This is a genomic window from Ramlibacter tataouinensis (genome assembly GCF_027941915.1).
Classification (GTDB): domain Bacteria; phylum Pseudomonadota; class Gammaproteobacteria; order Burkholderiales; family Burkholderiaceae_C; genus Ramlibacter; species Ramlibacter tataouinensis_C.
Genome location: NZ_CP116009.1, coordinates 3,902,036 through 3,918,567 on the forward strand (window position 1 = coordinate 3,902,036; position 16,532 = coordinate 3,918,567).

General features: G+C 72.2%; 17 protein-coding genes. 8 read left to right on the top strand and 9 right to left on the bottom strand.

Going from position 1 to position 16,532, the window contains the following annotated elements:
• Positions 1 to 9 precede the first annotated feature (9 nt).
• The 3 genes from PE066_RS18780 to PE066_RS18790 all read left to right on the top strand — a co-directional run bounded on the left by PE066_RS18780 (position 10) and on the right by PE066_RS18790 (position 3,484).
• Positions 10 to 1,287, top strand: a complete 1,278-nt coding sequence (locus PE066_RS18780; RefSeq protein WP_271234052.1) for an HlyD family efflux transporter periplasmic adaptor subunit — start codon at positions 10 to 12, stop codon at positions 1,285 to 1,287.
• Complete coding sequence (locus PE066_RS18785) at positions 1,287 to 2,849, top strand: DHA2 family efflux MFS transporter permease subunit (RefSeq protein ID WP_271234053.1); 1,563 nt, start codon at positions 1,287 to 1,289, stop codon at positions 2,847 to 2,849. Before PE066_RS18780 ends, PE066_RS18785 begins: the two co-directional genes overlap by 1 nt.
• Positions 2,850 to 2,932: 83 nt before the next feature.
• Positions 2,933 to 3,484 (top strand): hypothetical protein, encoded by a 552-nt coding sequence (locus PE066_RS18790; protein WP_271234054.1) that lies wholly within the window; start codon positions 2,933 to 2,935, stop codon positions 3,482 to 3,484.
• Between the two features lie 48 nt (positions 3,485 to 3,532).
• Here PE066_RS18790 and PE066_RS18795 read toward each other — a convergent pair whose 3' ends face one another.
• The 3 genes from PE066_RS18795 to PE066_RS18805 are packed head-to-tail and all read right to left on the bottom strand — an operon-like array spanning position 3,533 to position 7,620.
• Positions 3,533 to 4,585, bottom strand: coding sequence for a lipocalin-like domain-containing protein (locus PE066_RS18795; RefSeq protein ID WP_271234055.1), 1,053 nt, complete (start codon positions 4,583 to 4,585; stop codon positions 3,533 to 3,535).
• Positions 4,582 to 7,110, bottom strand: coding sequence for an FtsX-like permease family protein (locus tag PE066_RS18800; protein ID WP_271234056.1), 2,529 nt, complete (start codon positions 7,108 to 7,110; stop codon positions 4,582 to 4,584). Before PE066_RS18800 ends, PE066_RS18795 begins: the two co-directional genes overlap by 4 nt.
• A 24-nt stretch (positions 7,111 to 7,134) precedes the next feature.
• Complete coding sequence (locus tag PE066_RS18805) at positions 7,135 to 7,620, bottom strand: hemerythrin domain-containing protein (protein WP_271234057.1); 486 nt, start codon at positions 7,618 to 7,620, stop codon at positions 7,135 to 7,137.
• Positions 7,621 to 7,867: 247 nt separating this feature from the next.
• On the opposite strand from PE066_RS18805, the gene PE066_RS18810 reads away from it, so the two are divergent.
• On the top strand, positions 7,868 to 8,050 hold the full coding sequence (locus PE066_RS18810) for a CopG family transcriptional regulator (RefSeq protein WP_271234058.1): 183 nt from the start codon (positions 7,868 to 7,870) through the stop codon (positions 8,048 to 8,050).
• Between the two features lie 34 nt (positions 8,051 to 8,084).
• On the opposite strand, the gene PE066_RS18815 is transcribed toward PE066_RS18810, so the two are convergent.
• The 4 genes from PE066_RS18815 to mutL are packed head-to-tail and all read right to left on the bottom strand — an operon-like array spanning position 8,085 to position 12,501.
• On the bottom strand, positions 8,085 to 8,753 hold the full coding sequence (locus PE066_RS18815; RefSeq protein WP_440480545.1) for an ABC transporter ATP-binding protein: 669 nt from the start codon (positions 8,751 to 8,753) through the stop codon (positions 8,085 to 8,087).
• On the bottom strand, positions 8,750 to 9,679 hold the full coding sequence (gene miaA, locus PE066_RS18820; protein ID WP_271234059.1) for a tRNA (adenosine(37)-N6)-dimethylallyltransferase MiaA: 930 nt from the start codon (positions 9,677 to 9,679) through the stop codon (positions 8,750 to 8,752). Before miaA ends, PE066_RS18815 begins: the two co-directional genes overlap by 4 nt.
• Before the next feature lie 52 nt (positions 9,680 to 9,731).
• A complete protein-coding gene (locus tag PE066_RS18825) occupies positions 9,732 to 10,577 on the bottom strand; it encodes an alpha/beta hydrolase (protein WP_271234060.1) in 846 nt (281 codons plus the stop codon).
• Between the two features lie 40 nt (positions 10,578 to 10,617).
• A complete protein-coding gene (mutL, locus tag PE066_RS18830; protein ID WP_271234061.1) occupies positions 10,618 to 12,501 on the bottom strand; it encodes a DNA mismatch repair endonuclease MutL in 1,884 nt (627 codons plus the stop codon).
• A gap of 28 nt (positions 12,502 to 12,529) precedes the next feature.
• On the opposite strand from mutL, the gene PE066_RS18835 reads away from it, so the two are divergent.
• On the top strand, positions 12,530 to 13,174 hold the full coding sequence (locus tag PE066_RS18835) for a DedA family protein (RefSeq protein ID WP_271234062.1): 645 nt from the start codon (positions 12,530 to 12,532) through the stop codon (positions 13,172 to 13,174).
• A gap of 144 nt (positions 13,175 to 13,318) precedes the next feature.
• Here the strand turns inward: PE066_RS18835 and PE066_RS18840 are convergent, their stop codons facing one another.
• Positions 13,319 to 13,864, bottom strand: coding sequence for a PAS and helix-turn-helix domain-containing protein (locus tag PE066_RS18840; protein WP_271234063.1), 546 nt, complete (start codon positions 13,862 to 13,864; stop codon positions 13,319 to 13,321).
• A gap of 101 nt (positions 13,865 to 13,965) precedes the next feature.
• Between PE066_RS18840 and PE066_RS18845 the strand changes: the two genes are divergently transcribed.
• The 3 genes from PE066_RS18845 (at position 13,966) to PE066_RS18855 (ending at position 16,000) form a co-directional block, all read left to right on the top strand.
• Positions 13,966 to 14,664, top strand: coding sequence for a CoA transferase subunit A (locus PE066_RS18845; protein ID WP_271234064.1), 699 nt, complete (start codon positions 13,966 to 13,968; stop codon positions 14,662 to 14,664).
• A gap of 40 nt (positions 14,665 to 14,704) precedes the next feature.
• A complete protein-coding gene (locus PE066_RS18850; RefSeq protein ID WP_271234065.1) occupies positions 14,705 to 15,343 on the top strand; it encodes a 3-oxoacid CoA-transferase subunit B in 639 nt (212 codons plus the stop codon).
• Positions 15,344 to 15,493: 150 nt separating this feature from the next.
• Complete coding sequence (locus tag PE066_RS18855; protein ID WP_271234066.1) at positions 15,494 to 16,000, top strand: hypothetical protein; 507 nt, start codon at positions 15,494 to 15,496, stop codon at positions 15,998 to 16,000.
• A gap of 53 nt (positions 16,001 to 16,053) precedes the next feature.
• On the opposite strand, the gene PE066_RS18860 is transcribed toward PE066_RS18855, so the two are convergent.
• Positions 16,054 to 16,506, bottom strand: a complete 453-nt coding sequence (locus PE066_RS18860) for a fasciclin domain-containing protein (protein ID WP_271234067.1) — start codon at positions 16,504 to 16,506, stop codon at positions 16,054 to 16,056.
• Positions 16,507 to 16,532 lie beyond the last annotated feature (26 nt).

Consider the following 16,532-nt stretch of genomic DNA (forward strand, 5'->3'; position numbering starts at 1 on the left):
CCGAACACCATGAACGACACGCAAGAACCCGCGGGCGCGGCCCGCAACCGCCGGCGCCGCAAGGGCCTGCTGGTGCTGACCGGCGCACTGGCCGTCGCCGGGCTGGTCTGGGCCGTCTACGAATGGCAGGTCGCCAGCCGCTACGAATCCACCGACAACGCCTACGTGCAGGGCAACGTGGTGCAGATCACGCCGCAGATCGGCGGCACGGTGGTGGCGATCCACGCCGACGACACCGACTTCGTGCAGGCCGGCCAGCCGCTGGTGCAGCTCGACCCGGTCGACCTGAAGGTGGCGCTGCAGCAGGCCGAGGCGCAGCTGGCGCAGACCGTGCGGCAGGTCCGCACGCTGTACGCCAACAACGCCTCGCTGGCCGCGCAGGTGCGCCTGCGCGAAGCCGACATCGGCCGGGCCGAGGCCGAAGTGCGGCGCGCCGCCGACGACCTGAAGCGCCGGCAGTCGCTGTCGGGCAACGGCGCCGTGTCGCGCGAGGAGCTGAACCACGCCGGCGCGCAGCTGGCGCAGGCGCAAAGCGCCCTGGCCGCGGCCCAGGCCGGCGTGGCGGCGGCGCGCGAGCAACTGGCCAGCAACCAGGCCCAGACCGAGGGCACGACGGTGGAGCAGCACCCGAGCGTGCGGGTGGCCGCGGCCAAGGTGCGCGAGGCCTGGATCGCCACCCAGCGCGCCGCGCTGCCGGCGCCGGTGGACGGCTACGTGGCCCGGCGCACCGTGCAGCTGGGGCAGCGGGTGGCCGCCGGCAGCCCGCTGATGGCGATCGTGCCGCTGCACCAGGTCTGGGTCGAGGCCAACTTCAAGGAAGGCCAGTTGCGCAAGGTCCGCATCGGCCAGCCGGTGACCCTCACCGCCGATGTGTATGGGCAGAAGGTGGCCTATCACGGCACCGTGGCCGGTCTGGGCGCGGGCACCGGGGCGGCGTTTGCGCTGCTGCCGGCGCAGAACGCCACCGGCAACTGGATCAAGGTGGTGCAGCGGGTGCCGGTGCGGGTGGCGCTGGACCCGGAGGAAGTCGCGCGGCACCCGTTGCGCGTGGGCCTGTCGATGGATGCCACGGTCGACGTCAGCCGGCAGGACGGCAAGTCGCTGGCCGACGCGCCGCGCCCGGCCGCGGTCGCGCAGACGCCGGTGTTCGACCTGCAGGACGCCGCCGCCGACGCCGCGGTGCAGCGCGTGATCGCCGCCAACCTGGGCCGCGCGCCGGCGCGCGCGGCGGCGCCTTCCGGCTCGCGCACGGCAGCCCTCGACGCCCCCGTCCACGGAGCCCATTGATGGCCGCCGCCCCCGGCGCGGCGGCCCAGCATCCGCCGCTGGAAGGCGCGGCCCGCACCTGGGGCACGATCGCGCTGTCCGCCGCCACGTTCATGAACGTGCTGGACACCTCGATCGCCAACGTCTCGCTGCCGGCCATCGCCGGCGACCTGGGCGTCAGCCCCAACCAGGGCACCTGGGTGATCACCAGCTTCGCGGTGGCCAACGCCGTGTCGGTGCCGCTGACCGGCTGGCTGGCCCAGCGCATCGGCCAGGTGCGCCTGTTCGTGGGCAGCGTGATCCTGTTCGTGATCGCGTCCTGGCTGTGCGGGCTGGCGCCCAGCATGGGCCTGCTGATCGCGGCGCGCGCGCTGCAAGGCTTCGTGGCCGGGCCGATGATCCCGCTGTCGCAGACGCTGCTGCTGGCCAGCTACCCGCCGGCGCTGGCCGGGCTGGCGATGGCGCTGTGGGCCATGACCACGCTGGTGGCGCCGGTGCTGGGCCCGCTGCTGGGGGGCTGGATCACCGACAACATCAGCTGGCCCTGGATCTTCTACATCAACGTGCCGGTCGGCCTGGTGGCCGCCGCCTCGGCCTGGGCCATCTACCACCGGCGCGAGAGCGTGACGCGCCAGCTGCCCATCGACAAGGTCGGACTGGCGCTGCTGGTGGTCTGGATCGGCGCGCTGCAGATGATGCTGGACCTGGGCAAGGAGCACGACTGGTTCCACTCGCCGCTGATCGTGGCGCTGGCCATCGTCGCCGCCGTCGGCTTCGCCTACTTCCTGCTGTGGGAGCTGACCGAGGACCATCCGGTGGTGGACCTGCGCCTGTTCGCCCGGCGCAACTTCTGGGCCGGCACGCTGTCGGTGTCGGTGGCCTACGGGCTGTTCTTCGGCAACGTCGTGCTCCTGCCGCTGTGGCTGCAGCAGTTCATGGGCTACACCGCCACCGACGCGGGCATGATCATGGCGCCGGTCGGGCTGCTGGCGCTGGTGCTGTCGCCGTTCGTGGGCAAGACCGTCGCCAAGGTCGACCCACGCCGCTACGCGACCTTCGCCTTCATCGTGTTCGCGCTGGTGCTGTGGATGCGCTCGCGCTTCGCCACCACCGCCGACTTCGGCACGCTGATGGTGCCCACCATCGTCCAGGGCGTCGCGATGGCCTTCTTCTTCATCCCGCTGACCACCATCACGCTGTCGGGCCTGCCGCCCGAGCGGATCGCGGCGGCATCGGGCCTGACCAACTTCGTGCGCATCACCGCCGGCGCGCTGGGCACCTCGATCTTCACCACCAGCTGGGAGAGCCGCTCGGCGCTGCACCACGCGCAGCTGGCCGAAGCGGTGAACGCGGGCAACCCCGCCGTCGAGGCCGCGCTGGCCGGCCTGCAGGCCCAGGGCCTGACGGCGCAGCAGGCGCTCGCCCAGGTCAATCGGCTGGCCGACCAGCAGGCCTTCACGATGGCGGCGACCGACCTGTTCTGGCTCTCGGCGCTGTTCTTCCTGGTGCTGATCCCGCTGGTGTGGCTGAGCCGTCCGCAGCCGATGGGGGCGCCCGGCGATGCCGCGGCCGGGGCCCACTGAGATTTGCGACCGGTTCTTACAAGGCAGACACATGGCCGGCGCGACCGGGTGCCACACTCGGCCCAGGGAGGCAATCGAGCATCATGTCCTGGAGCCAATGGAGGCCGCTGCTGGTGTGGCTGGCCGCCGCGGTGGCGGCGGTGACCCTGGCGTGGCTCGCACCGCACGAGCGGCAGGTGCTGGGCAAGCTGCCCAGCGCCGCGGTCCAGCGCCTGGCGCAACTGCAGAAGGCGCCGCCGTGGCCGCGGCAGCGCGTGCTGGCGCTGGTGGTGTTCGACGGCAGCCCGAGCCACGAGGTGCAGGGCTGGATCGAGGGGCTGCAGTTGCAGCGCGAACCGCGCATCGCCTGGGTCAAGCTGCCGGTGGTGCAGGACCCCGGCGATGATGGCGAGCGGCGCGACATCGAGCGCCGGCTGCGCGAGCGCTGGCCGGCGGTCGCCGAGCGCTCGCTGCTGTTGCCGGTATTCACCGATCGCGCGGCCTTCGTGCGCGAGGCCGGCCTGTCCGACCCCGACCATGCCAGCGTGCTGGTGATCGACGGCGACGGCAACGTACTGGCGCGCGCGCAGGGGCCGTTCGATCCGCACAAGGCGCAGGCGCTGCGCGAGACGGTACTGGCGCAGAACGACGATTGAGTTCGTATCCTCGGTGCGCTGGCGCGATCGCGCGCAGTCCACCCAGGGCTAGAGGCGCAGCCGCTGCGCGTACCCGGTCATTTCCAGGTAGCCGCGCCCGACCCGGCGGCCACCGGCGTCGAGCAGGTCGGACAGGCCTTCCCAGTACACCGCGCCGGTCGAGGCGCGGCTGTCCAGCTCCTGGTTGTCCACCAGCGCGCGCACGGTGTAGCGGCCGGCGGGCGTCTGCACCTGCCATTCCACCGGGTACGAGGCGCCGGTCAGCGGGCTGCTCCAGCGCCGCTGCGGGCTGAACCGGGTGGCGCCTTCGCTCGCAATGGCGGCGCTGCCGCCGGCCGGACGGAACGAGCCGCCGTCCCACAGCGGCGAGCCGTCCTGCCGGCGCAACTGGAAGGCGGTGAGCGCGCCGCCGTCGTCCAGGTTCATGCCGATCCAGTCCCAGCCCACCGCCTGCGGGTGCATCAGCGCCTCGCTCCACTCGTGGTCCAGCCAGGCCTTGCCCTGCACCTCGTGGCGCCGGCCGGCCAGCGTGATCGCGCCGTCCACCGCCAGCTGCGGCACGCTGTAGTAGTAGCTGGCCTGCGAGGGGTCCGGACCCTTGCGCGACAAACCGTTCGCGCCCTGCAGCAGCGGCGGCTGGGTGGGCGTGCCGCGCAGCTCGAGCGTGAAGTCGCCGGCCGGCAGCCGCGCCACGTACGCGCCGTCGGCGCCGCGCGCAAGTTGCCAGTCGCGCAGCCGCAGGCGCGTGTCGGCGCTGTCGGCCAGCGCCACGCCGAAGCCTTCGCGCGCGATGCGCTGGTCGTGGTGCAGGCGGGCGGCCTGCACGTCGGTGACCGCGGCGTGCGCGAACACCAGTTGCTTGGCCGCGAAGCCCGACGCCATCGCCTGCGTGGCGTCCACCCGCGAGCGGAAGAAGGTCAGCTGGAAGCCGAACGGGCGCTCGCCGGCCTGCACGGCGCCGGTGATGTACCACCACTCGGTGCGCAGCTCGGGGTGGGCGCCGTGGTCGCGCGGAAACCGCAGCGCGCGCTCGGGCAGCGCGTGCCCGGGCAGCGCCAGCAGGGCGGGCGCGGCGGCCAGCAGCTCGCGGCGCCGGATCACCAGTCCTCCTTCACCGCCAGCACGGCGTCGCGGCTGGCGGCGGCGCGCCCCGCGACCCAGGCGGTCAGCGTGCCGGCGGCGACCACCGCCGCGCACAGCGCCAGCAGGCGCAGCCAGGGCACCAGCAGGTCCATGGTCCAGTGGAAGCTCTGCGGGTTCACCACGTGCACCAGCACCACGGCCACCGCCAGCCCGAGCGCCAGGCCGGCGGCCGAGCCGATCAGCGTCCACGCTGCGCCTTCACCGGCCACCACCGCCAGGATCTGCCGGCGCGTCAGGCCCAGGTGGGCGAGCAGGCCGAACTCCTTGCGCCGCGCCAGCACCTGCGCGCTGAAACTGGCGGCGACGCCGAACAGGCCGATGCCGATCGCCACCGCCTGCAGCCAGTAGGTGACGGCGAAGCTGCGGTCGAAGATGCGCAGCGAGGTGGCGCGGATCTCGTGCGCCGAGGCGAATTCGAGCAGCGCGGCGGCGGGGCCGGCCCGTTCGCGCAGGGCTTGCTGCACCTGCGCCGGATCGGCGCCGGGCGCCAGCCAGACCTGCAGGTCGTTGCTGCGCGTATCGCCGGTCAAGCGCCGGTAGTCGGCCTGGCGCAGCAGCACCGCGCCGTTCTGGCGCACGTAGTCGCGCCAGGTGCCGGCCACGGTGAAGCGGCTCGCACCGACGCCGGTGGCGGGCAGGCCGAGGGCGGCGTCGAGCAGCGGCAGCGGCCGGCCCACCCGGGCGCCGTACAGGTCGAGCATGGCCTCGCTCACATAGACCGGCACCTGGCCCGGGGCCACGGCCACGGGCGTTCCCACCAGCGGCAAGTCGCTCGCCGGGTTGTCGATCGGCCGGGCGAGCAGGGCGATCGGCGGCCGGGCGGGATCGGGCAGCAGGGGCCGCACGCGCTGGGTCGCGACCCGCTGCACGCCGGGCAGCCGCGCGGCGGCTTCGACCAGCGCCGGATCGAGGAAGGCCGTGTCGCCGGCCGACGAACTGGCGGCGGTGCGCAGGTACAGGTCGGCCGGCAGCAGCACGTCGAGCCAGCGCGCGACCGAGTCGCGGAAGCTCGCCACCATCACCGTCAGCGCCACCGCCAGGCTGAGCGCCGCCACCACGCCGCTGACGGCGACGGCGGCGGTCTCGCGCACGCGGCGCGCGCGCTCGACCGCCAGCAGCGGCAGCACGCGGTGGGCCACGAGGGGCGCGATGCGGTCGTACAGCGCGCCGACCAGCGGGGGCAGGGCGGCGATGCCGCCGACCAGCAGCAGGCCGACCGAGAAGTAGGCCGCCAGCGGCAGGCCGCCGACCGGCGGCAGCAGGGCCAGCAGCACGGCAGCGGCGAGCAGGGCGGGGCCGACCCAGCGCCGCCGCGCGCCGTGGGCGTCGGCGCGCAGGCCCTTGAGCGCCTGCGCCAGCGGCAGGCGCTGCGCGGCGCGCGCCGGGAACCAGCCGCCCGCCATGGCGGCGAGCACGCCGAGCCCGCCGTAGCCGACCGCGGCGCCGGTGCTCCATTGCAGGCGCGGCGCCACGCCTTCGAAATAGCCGCCGCCCAGGTCGCCCCCGAGCACGCGCAGGGCCAGCGCCGCGAGCGCGGTGCCGAGCGCGACCCCGGCGGCGCTGCCGACGGCGCCCAGCGCCGCCGATTCGGCCAGCACCAGCCGTTGCCGCTGGCCCGGATCGAGGCCCAGCACGCCCAGCAGCGCCAGTTGCTGCGAGCGCCGGGCGACGCTGAGCGACAGCACCGAGAACACCAGGAAGGCGCCGGTGAACAGCGCCACCAGCGCCAGCACCGTCAGGTTGACGCGGTAGGCGCGCGACAGGTTGCTCACGCGCTGGGTGGCGTCGCCCGGCTCGGCCGCGACCACGCCGGCGGGCAGGTCCATGCGCTGCAGCCACTGCTGCCGGTCGACGCCGGCGCGCAACTGCACGTCGATGCGCGAGAGCTCGCCGATTCGACCGAACAGTTCCTGCGCCGCGCCGATGTCCATCACCGCCAGCGGCGGCCCCGCGGCGCCGACGCTGCCGCCGACCGCCACGGCACGCAGCTGCAGCCCGGCCTGCAGCCGGATCGGTGCCGCGCCCAGTTGCTCGCGCGCGGCGGCGTTGAGGAACACGGTGGCGGGCTCGAACAGCGCCAGCCGGCCGGCTTCGCGGTCCAGCCGCGGCATCAGCGCGGGGGCGAGGCCGGCCGCGACCAGCGCGTCGGCGCCGACGATGCGCAGCGGCACGCGGCGGCCTTCGGCGCCGACGGCATTGGTGGCCAGCTCCAGCACCGGGCCGGCGAGCGCCACCTGGGCATCGCCGGCCACCCGCGCGAACAGCGCCTCGTCGAAGCTGCCGCGGGCACTGCGCAATTCCAGGTCGGGCTGGCCATTGACCGAGCGCACCGCGGCGGAGAATTCGCTCAGCGCGGAGGCGTTGATCAGGTGCACTGCCAGCGCCAGCGCCACGCCCAGCATCACGGCGCCGACCGCGGTCAGGCTGCGCCACGGATGGTGGCGCAGTTCCTGCCAGGAGTAGGTACGCAGCAGGGCCCGCATGGGCCCGATTGTCGCGGGGCGGCGCTACGCCAGCGCGCCCATCTCGGACATCAGTTCTTCCTTGCGCTGCTCCAGCTCGTCGCGCATGGCCACCAGGTCCAGCTTGCGGGCCGAGCGCGCCTTGGGAAAGATCTGGTTGCGCTCTTCCTTGACGTGGTGGTCGATGTACTCGCCCAGCACCTTGACGGTGGCGTCGAACTTGTCGTCGGCATCCGTCATCTGCTGGATCTGCGCGATCAGGTCCTTGGCGCTCTGGTGCTCGACGGCGGCCTCGTCCAGCATGTCGGTTTCCTTGAGCGCCGCGCGCACGGCCGGGTAGAAGATCTCTTCCTCGAGCTGCGCGTGCACGGTCACCTCCATGCAGATCTGGCGCGCCAGATCCATCTTCTTCTGGGCCGCGCCGCGGGCGCGCGAGCCGGTCAGCTCCTCGTATTCCTTGAACATCTTCTTGACGGCGCGATGGTCGGCATCGAGCAGGTCGCAGGCGTCTTTTCCGGCGCGGTTGGGCATGGTGGGTCTCCGGTTGGCGATGCCCGATGTTGGAAGGGCGCGGTGGTGCGGGCTGTAGGAAAACCGCGCGTGAGCCTGTGCTGCGGGGCGCAGCGGCGGTACCACAGCCGCACCACAGGTCGCGCCGCGGGCACTCCGGAAAAACCCGGAAAAAGCGACGTGCAGGGCAGGGTCCATCCCGACGGGCGGAAGCGGCAAGCCCGGTATGCCCTGACTACAATCGGCCGACTTCGCCGCCCGTGCTCCCATGGAGAACAAGACCGCCCGGCTCACCATACTGATCGACCCCGCCAGGAAGGCTGCGTTCGAGAAGCTGTGCTACGCACAGGACATGACGCCGTCGCAGGTGCTGCGACGGCTGGTGCGGGAATTCATGGAGCAGCACGCGCCCGCCGCGCCTGCGGCCAAGGTCCCGGCACGCAGGCGCTGACGCGCCGCATCTGCCGCCTCGCGGGCGGCGCCGGTCACCCTGGCGACACCACCCCGTCCGCACGCAGGTGCAGCACCCGATCGGCGCGTGCCGCCGCGGCGGCCGAATGCGTCACCAGTACCAGCGCCGCCTGCTCGCTGCGCGCCTGCGCCGCCAGCAGGTCCATCACCTGGTCGGCGGTGCGCGGGTCCAGGTTGCCGGTGGGCTCGTCGGCCAGCAGCAGCGGCGGCGCATGCACCAGCGCGCGCGCGATCGCCACCCGCTGCAGCTGCCCGCCACTGAGCTGCTGCGGCAGCCGCTCGCCCAGGCCGCCCAGGCCGACGGCCGCGAGCATCGCCTGCACGCGCTGCGGGTCGGCCCGGCCCAGCAGCATCAGCGGCAGCGCCACGTTCTGCGCCACGTCCAGGTGCGGCAGCACGTGGAAGGCCTGGAACACGAAGCCGACGTGGCTGCGCCGCAGCAGCGCGCGCTGCGCTTCGTCCAGCGTGCCCAGGTCGCGCCCATCGAGCGTGATCCGGCCCTCGTCCCAATGGTCCAGCCCGGCCAGGCAGTTGAGCAGGGTCGACTTGCCCACGCCCGACTCGCCGACGATGGCGACGAACTCGCCGCGCGCCACCTGCAACGACACGTGCCGGAACACGTCGACGCTGCCGTAGCGCTTGCCCAGCTCCTGCACCTGGAGCAGCGGAGCGGGCACGTTCAAAGCCCGGCCTCCCGCGCGGCGCGCAGCACCTGCGCGGTCGCATCGGCTGCATCGCAGGCGATCACGCGCCGCTGCATGGGGCGCAGCCAGGTGAGCTGGCGCTTGGCGAGCTGGCGGGTGGCGAAGATGCCGCGCTCGCGCAGTTCGGCCAGCGGCCAGCCTTCGTCCAGCGCCTGCCAAGCCTGGCGGTAGCCGACGGAGCGCATGCTGGGCAGGCCGGGGTGCAGGTCGCCGCGGGCGCGCAGCGCCTTCACCTCGTCGAGGAAGCCGTGCGCCAGCATGGCGTCGAAGCGCTGGGCGATGCGGGCGTGCAGCCAGGCGCGGTCGCCCGGCTCCAGCGACAGCAGGGCGGCCGGTCGCAGGGCGCCGCTGCGCGCGGCGCCGTGGAAATCGCTCAGCGGCCGGCCGCTGCCGCGGAACACCTCGAGCGCCCGCTGGATGCGCTGGGCGTCGTTGGGTGCGAGCCGCGCCGCGGTGCGCGGGTCGACCTGCGCCAGTGCCGCGTGCAGGGCCGGCCAGCCGCGCTCGGCCGCGTCGGCCTCGATCGCCGCGCGCACCTGCGGATCGGCCGGCGGCATCGCGTCCAGCCCCTCGAACAGCGCCTTGAAGTACAGCATGGTGCCGCCCACCAGCAGGGCGATGCGGCCGCGGCCGTTGATCTGCGCGACCAGGCGCGCGGCGTCGGCGGCGAACTCGGCTGCGCTGTACGGCTGCGCCGGATCGCGGATATCGATCAGGTGGTGCGGCACGGCCGCGCGCTGCTCGCGGCCGGGCTTGGCGGTGCCGATGTCCATGCCGCGGTACACCAGCGCCGAATCGACGCTGACGATCTCGCAGGGCATCGCCGCGGCCAGTGCCAGCGCGGCATCCGTCTTGCCCGAGGCGGTGGGGCCGGCCAGGGCCAGCAGGCGGGGTGCGGTCGGCATCGGGCGCGAGACTAGCAGAAGCTCGTTCGCCGGCGCGCGTGCCCGCGCCCGCTCAATGCCAGCCGAACAGTTGCTGGATCGCCTCGCGGTAGTGCACCTGCCCGACCACCATCGAGCTGTGGTGCGAGCCGCCTTCGATCAGCAGGAAGCGCTTCTTGCCGGTGGCGGCCTCGTACAGGCGCTGGCCCAGTTCGGTGCGGATCAGCGTGTCGTTGTCGCCGTGCACCACCAGCAGCGGCGAGCCGATCTTGCCGACCTTGTCGATCGAGGCGAAGCGCTGCGTGATCAGCGGCCCGATCGGCAGCCAGCCCCACTTGAAGGTGCTGGCCACGTCGGGGATGGAAGTGAAGGTGCCCTCGACGATGGTGCCCTGCTCGTCATCGACCTGCGCCGCCAGGTCGATGGCGATGGCGCCGCCCAGCGAGTGGCCGAACAGGTAGCGCGGCCGGCCGGGGTACTGCGCGGCCAGCCAGTCCCAGGCCGCGCGCGCATCCTCGTAGGCGGTCTGCTCGGACGGCAGGCCGCTGCTGCTCTTGCCGAAGCCGCGGTAGTCGATGGCCAGCACCGCGAAGCCCATGTCACGCATGCGCCGCATGCGGCCGGCCGAGCCCTCGACGTTCCAGCGGGCGCCGTGCAGGTACAGCAGCACGGGGGTGTCGGCCCGGGCGTCCTCCGCCTCGATCCACAGGGCATGCAGCCTGGCCGGCTGGCCGGTGATGCGGGACGGGAACTCGATCCAGACGTGGTCCATGCCCTCGGCGTAGCTGGCGCTGCCGCCCCAGGCCCGGTCGCTGGGCTGGAAGATCCATTCGCGCTGCTTCTCGTCGAGGGTGGCGCAACCCACCGACAGCACGATGGCCAGCAGCACGGAGAAAAAGGCAGGCAGTCGGCGCGTCATCTCGATGGGCAGGAGTCACCCGGCGCGGGGTAAGTTCCCTTCAGCGCCCGCGCAGGAACAGCGCGTCGAGTTCACGCAGCGACAGCTGGCGCCAGGTCGGCCGGCCATGGTTGCACTGGTCCGATCGCTCGGTGGCCTCCATCTGCCGCAGCAGCGCGTTCATCTCTTCGAGCGTCAGCCTGCGGTTGGCCCGCACGGCGCCGTGGCAGGCCATGGTCGCCAGCAGCTCGTTGCGCGCCCGCTGCACCACCGTGCTGGCGTCGTGCTGGGCGAGCTCCGCGAGCACGCTGCGGGCCAGTTCGACCGGGTCGCCGTGGGCCAGGGTGGTCGGAACCGCGCGCACGGCCAGCGTCTTCGCGGAAAAGGGCGTGATCTCCAGCCCCAGCACCTGCAGCGCGGCCGCCGCCGACTCGGCGGTGGCCACCTCCTGCGGCGTCGCCGCGAAGGTGGCGGGAATCAGCAGCGGCTGGCTGGCCAGCGCCGTGCCTTCGCCATCGTCCATCTGCGCCTTGAGCCGCTCGTAGACGATGCGCTCGTGGGCCGCGTGCATGTCGACGATGACCAGGCCCTGCCGGTTCTCGGCCAGGATGTAGATGCCCTGCAGCTGGGCGACGGCGCGGCCGAGCGGCCAGTCGCCGGCCTCGTCACCTGCGGCCAGGTGGCGTGCGGCGTCCGCAACGGGCTCGAGCCCCGCCGCCGACGCGGGCGCGCCAGGGGAGGGCGCAGGCGCCGTCCTCGGCGCCCACAAGGCGGAGAGATCCGCCACGCGGTGGCCGGGCGGCGCACTGAAGTCGAAGCGCGGCTGGGCCCAGGCCGGCGGGCCGGCGGGCGGCCGATCTTCGGAGAACGCAGGTGCCGCGGCGGACGACGGTTCGGTCGGGCCATCGGCAGTGGCGGCCGCCTGCCCGGCCCGGGGCGCCGCCAGGGCCGCCTCCACCGCGCGCCGCACGGCCTGGTGCACCTCGCGGCTGTCGCGAAAGCGCACTTCGATCTTGGTCGGGTGCACGTTCACGTCGACGCGCGTGGGGTCGATCTCCACGTACAGCGCATAGACCGGCTGCCGGTGGCCGTGCAGCACGTCCTCGTAGGCGCTGCGCGCCGCGTGCGTGAGCACCTTGTCGCGCACGTAGCGGCCGTTGACCCAGGCGTACTGCTGGTCGGCGCGCGAGCGGGCGGCGTCGGGGATGCCGGCGCGGCCGCTGATGCGGATGGGGCCGGCGGCGTAGTCGACCGCCACGCTCTGCTCGAGGAAGTCCTCGCCCAGCACGTCGGCCAGGCGCTGCTCGCGCGTGCCCGGCCGCCACTGCTCGACCAGCTTGCCTTCGTGCCACACGGCAAAGCCGACGTCCGGCCGCGCCAGCGCATGGCGCCGCACGGCCTCGATGCAGTGGGCCAGTTCGGTGGCGTCGGTCTTGAGGAACTTGCGGCGCGCCGGCGTGCTGAAGAACAGCTCCTTGACCTCGACCGTGGTGCCGGTGGCGCGCGCGGCCGGGCGCAACTCGCCGCTGCGCGCATCCAGCAGCCAGCCGTTGGCTTCGCCGGCGCGGCGCGAGAGCAGGGCCAGCTCGGAGACGGAGGCGATGGCCGCCAGCGCCTCGCCGCGAAAGCCCATGGTGCCGACCGACTCGAGGTCGGCCAGGCTGCCGATCTTGCTGGTGGCGTGCCGGCGCAACGCGACCGGCAACTCTTCCCGCGGAATGCCGCCGCCGTCGTCTTCCACGCTGACCAGCCGCACGCCGCCGGCCAGCAGGCGCACGGCGACCTGGGCCGCGCCGGCGTCGAGCGCGTTGTCGACCAACTCGCGCACCACGGAAGCGGGCCGCTCCACCACTTCGCCGGCGGCGATCTGGCTGACCAGCTCGTCGGGCAGCTCCCGGATGGGCCGGCGATGGTCCGAATGGAGCACGGCGTTCACGGCGGGCATTCTAGGGGCGGGCGGATAATCGCCGCCCATGGAATACGTGGCCTTCCTGATCGACTTCATCCTGCACGTCGATGTGCACCTGGAGGCGTTCGTGCGCAACTACGGCCTGTGGGTGTATGCGCTGCTGTTCCTGATCATCTTCGTCGAGACCGGGCTGGTGGTGATGCCGTTCCTGCCGGGCGACTCGCTGCTGTTCGTGGCCGGCGCGCTGTGCGGCCTGGGCTTCATGGACTACGCGGCGACCTGCGCCGTGATGCTGGCCGCGGCCATCCTGGGCGACCAGTGCAACTACACGATCGGGCGCTACTTCGGGCCCAAGGTGTTCCGCTGGGAACAGTCGCGCTGGTTCAACAAGAATGTGTTCGACCAGACCCACGCGTTCTACGAGAAGTACGGCGGCATCACCATCATCGTGGCGCGCTTCGCGCCCTTCCTGCGCACCTTCGCGCCCTTCGTGGCCGGCGTCGCGGCGATGACGCGCACCAAGTTCACCACGTACAACGTGGTGGGCGCGGTGATCTGGGTGATGGGCATCGTCACCGCCGGCTACTTCCTGGGCGGGCTGCCGTGGGTCAAGGCGAACCTCGACAAGATCATCTGGGCCATGATCCTGATTCCCGGACTGATCGTGCTGGCCGGCGCCTGGCGGGCGCGGCGGGCGGCGGCGGCCTAGGCCTCTCCACACCCCGAAGGGGGTGCCGTTCGCGCGGAATAGCATGCAGCGCGAACGCGCTTCGGGCGAGGATCCGGCGTTGCCGGTTCTCGCCCGACTGATCAGGGCGCACGCTAAACGCGCAGCGTCTTGCGTGTGAATGCCCTAGTGACCGGCCGTGAGTTTGTGCACCAGGTCGGCGGTCGTGTTCGCCTTGTACTTGCGCATCAGCCGTGCCCGGTAGATCTCCACCGTGCGGTGGCTGATGGCCAGCGCCTTGCCGATCTCCTTGGAGGTCAACCCTTCCAGCAGGCGGGCGGCGACCTCGCGCTCGCGGGCGGTGAGTTCGGCCTTGACCGGGCGCTGGGCGCTGAGGTCCTCGAAGGCCCAGATGCCGGACGAGTGCGGCGCCTCGCGGTTGAGCGCACGGCCGCTGACGTGGCACCAGAACACCTCGCCGCTGGCGCGCTTCATGATCCGGTCGTCGGAGTAGTGGCCCCGGGCGTTCAGGATCGGCGCCATCCGCGCGCCCAGCCGTTCGTACTCATCGGCACTGGGGTACAGCGCGAGGAACGACTGGCCGATCAGCACCTCGCGCGAGTAGCCGAACATCTCGCACAAGTGCCGGTTGCAATCGACGATGGCGCGGTTGCGCGACAGGCACAACCCGACCGGGGCCATGTCGAACGCAAGCCGGTAATCGACGTCCATCGGGCTAACCCTTTACGAGATACTACGTAGAACACTAGGTAGTATCGTAACCCGGTTCGCCCGCAACCCATCCGGGCCTTTTCCTGCAGCAGGAGAACCTCTTGAACAAGCTCTACCCCCATGCCGCGGCCGCGCTGGATGGCGTGGTGCGCAGCGGCCAGTTGCTGGCCGTCGGCGGCTTCGGCCTGTGCGGCATCCCCGAGGCGCTGATCGACGCCTTGCGCGACAGCGGCGCGAAGGACCTCACCGTCATCTCCAACAACGCCGGCGTCGATGGCTTCGGCCTGGGCAAGCTGCTGGACACGCGCCAGATCCGCAAGATGATCTCGTCGTACGTGGGCGAGAACAAGGAGTTCGAGCGCCAGTACCTGGCCGGCGAGCTGGAGCTGGAGTTCACGCCCCAGGGCACGCTGGCCGAGAAGCTGCGCGCCGGCGGCGCCGGCATCCCGGCGTTCTTCACCAAGACCGGTGTCGGCACCATCGTGGCCGAGGGCAAGGAGCTGCGCGAGTTCGACGGCGAGACCTACGTGATGGAGCGCTCGCTGGTGCCCGACGTGGCGCTGGTCAAGGCCGACGTGGCCGACAAGAGCGGCAACCTGCGCTTCCGCCTGACCGCGCGCAACTTCAACCCGGCCGCCGCGATGGCGGGCAAGGTCTGCATCGTCGAGGTGGAAAAGGTGGTGGAAGTGGGCGAGCTGGCCCCGGACGACATCCACCTGCCCGGCATCTACGTGCACCGCATCGTGCACAACCCGAACCCCGAGAAGCGCATCGAGAAGCGCACCACGCGTCCCGCCTGAAGGTTCGCGAAGCCAACGGACGGAACACAGGAGAACTGACATGCCCTGGACCCAAGACCAGATGGCCGCGCGCGCGGCGCAGGAACTCGAGGACGGCTTCTACGTCAACCTCGGCATCGGCATCCCGACCCTGGTGGCCAACTTCACCGGCGACAAGGAAGTGTGGCTGCAGTCGGAGAACGGCATGCTGGGCATCGGCCCGTTCCCGACCGAGGACGAGGTCGACGCCGACCTGATCAACGCCGGCAAGCAGACCGTCACCACGCTCGCGGGCTCGTCGATCTTCGGCAGCCACGACAGCTTCGCCATGATCCGCGGCGGCAAGATCAACCTGTCCATCCTGGGTGCCATGCAGGTCAGCGAGACCGGCGACCTGGCCAACTGGATGATCCCCGGCAAGATGGTCAAGGGCATGGGCGGCGCGATGGACCTGGTGGCCGGCGTCAAGCGCGTGATCGTGCTGATGGAGCACGTCGCGAAGAAGAAGGACGGCACCGAGGACCTGAAGATCCTGCCCAAGTGCACGCTGCCGCTGACCGGCGTGGGCGTGGTCGATCGCATCATCACCGACCTGGCGGTGATGGACGTCACCCCCGAAGGCCTGAAGGTGGTCGAGCTCGCGCCCGGCGTGACGCTCGAGCAGGTGCAGGCCAAGACCGGCGTGAAGCTGCTGCACTGAGCGCGCGGGCACGTCCCCGTACATTCCTCACAGCCTGAAACCCGCTGCCAGCGTCCGCTGACAGCGGGTTGTCGTTTCGGCTGTCGTGCTCAGCGGTTGCGTGGCTGGACCATGGCTTGCCGTGCCTGCGGCATGGCGGGAGCCGATGCGATGAAACCCCAACCTGTCCTGCTGGCCATCGCGGCGCTCGCCGCCGGTCCGGCCCTGGCCTGCTACACGGTCTACGACGCCCAGAACCGGGTGGTCTACAACGCGCAGGAACCGCCGTTCGACATGAGCCGGCCGCTGCACGAGAACCTGGCCCGCGCCTATCCGGGCGCACACCTGGTGTTCGGCGAGGCGCGGGACTGTCCGCAGCAGAGCTACTCGCGCGGCTTCCTGCAGGCGACCAGCCTGGGCCATCGGCCGCTATTGACCGACGCGCGCACGGCCATCGCGATGCGGCTGCCGCACACGGTGGTCGCCGACGGCATCGTGCTGGTGCCCGACCGGCCCGCCGACATGCGTCCCGGCGTGGTGCTGGCCGAGTCGCAGCCGCCCGCCGGTGCGGACACCCGGGCCATGGGCGCTGCTGCGGCCGTGCCGGCCAGCCGGCCGGCGCCACCGCGGCAGCCGCCGCGGGTGTACCGGCGCTGGCAGCCGGCGCCGATCCGCTGACCCGGTGATGGCAAGGCACCGGCGCCCGCCGGTGCCTTCCGTGGTTGCCCGGCTCACTGCGGCAGCACGACGCTGTCGATGACGTGGATGACGCCGTTGTCGGCGACGATGTCGGTCTTCACGACGTTCGCCGCGTCGACCTTGACGCCGTCGCGGGTGCTCACGGTCAGCTCGCTGCCCTGCACGGTGCGGACCTTGCCGGGCTTCACGTCCTTGGCCATGACGCTGCCCGGCACCACGTGGTAGGTCAGCACCGCGGCGAGCTTCTCGCGGTCGGCCAGCAGGGCGTCGAGTTGCGCCTTGGGCACCTTGGCGAAGGCCGCATCGGTTGGCGCGAACACCGTGAACGGGCCCTTGCCCTTGAGGGTCTCGGTGAGCCCGGCCTTCTCGATGGCGGTGGTCAGCGTGCCGAACTGGCCGGCCGAGGCGGCGGTCTCGACGATGTCCTTGGCCTGGGCCGAGGCGGCAACGAAGACGAGGGTGGCGATGGCAATGGCGTGCTTCATGGTCAGACTCCTGTGGGTTGGAAGCA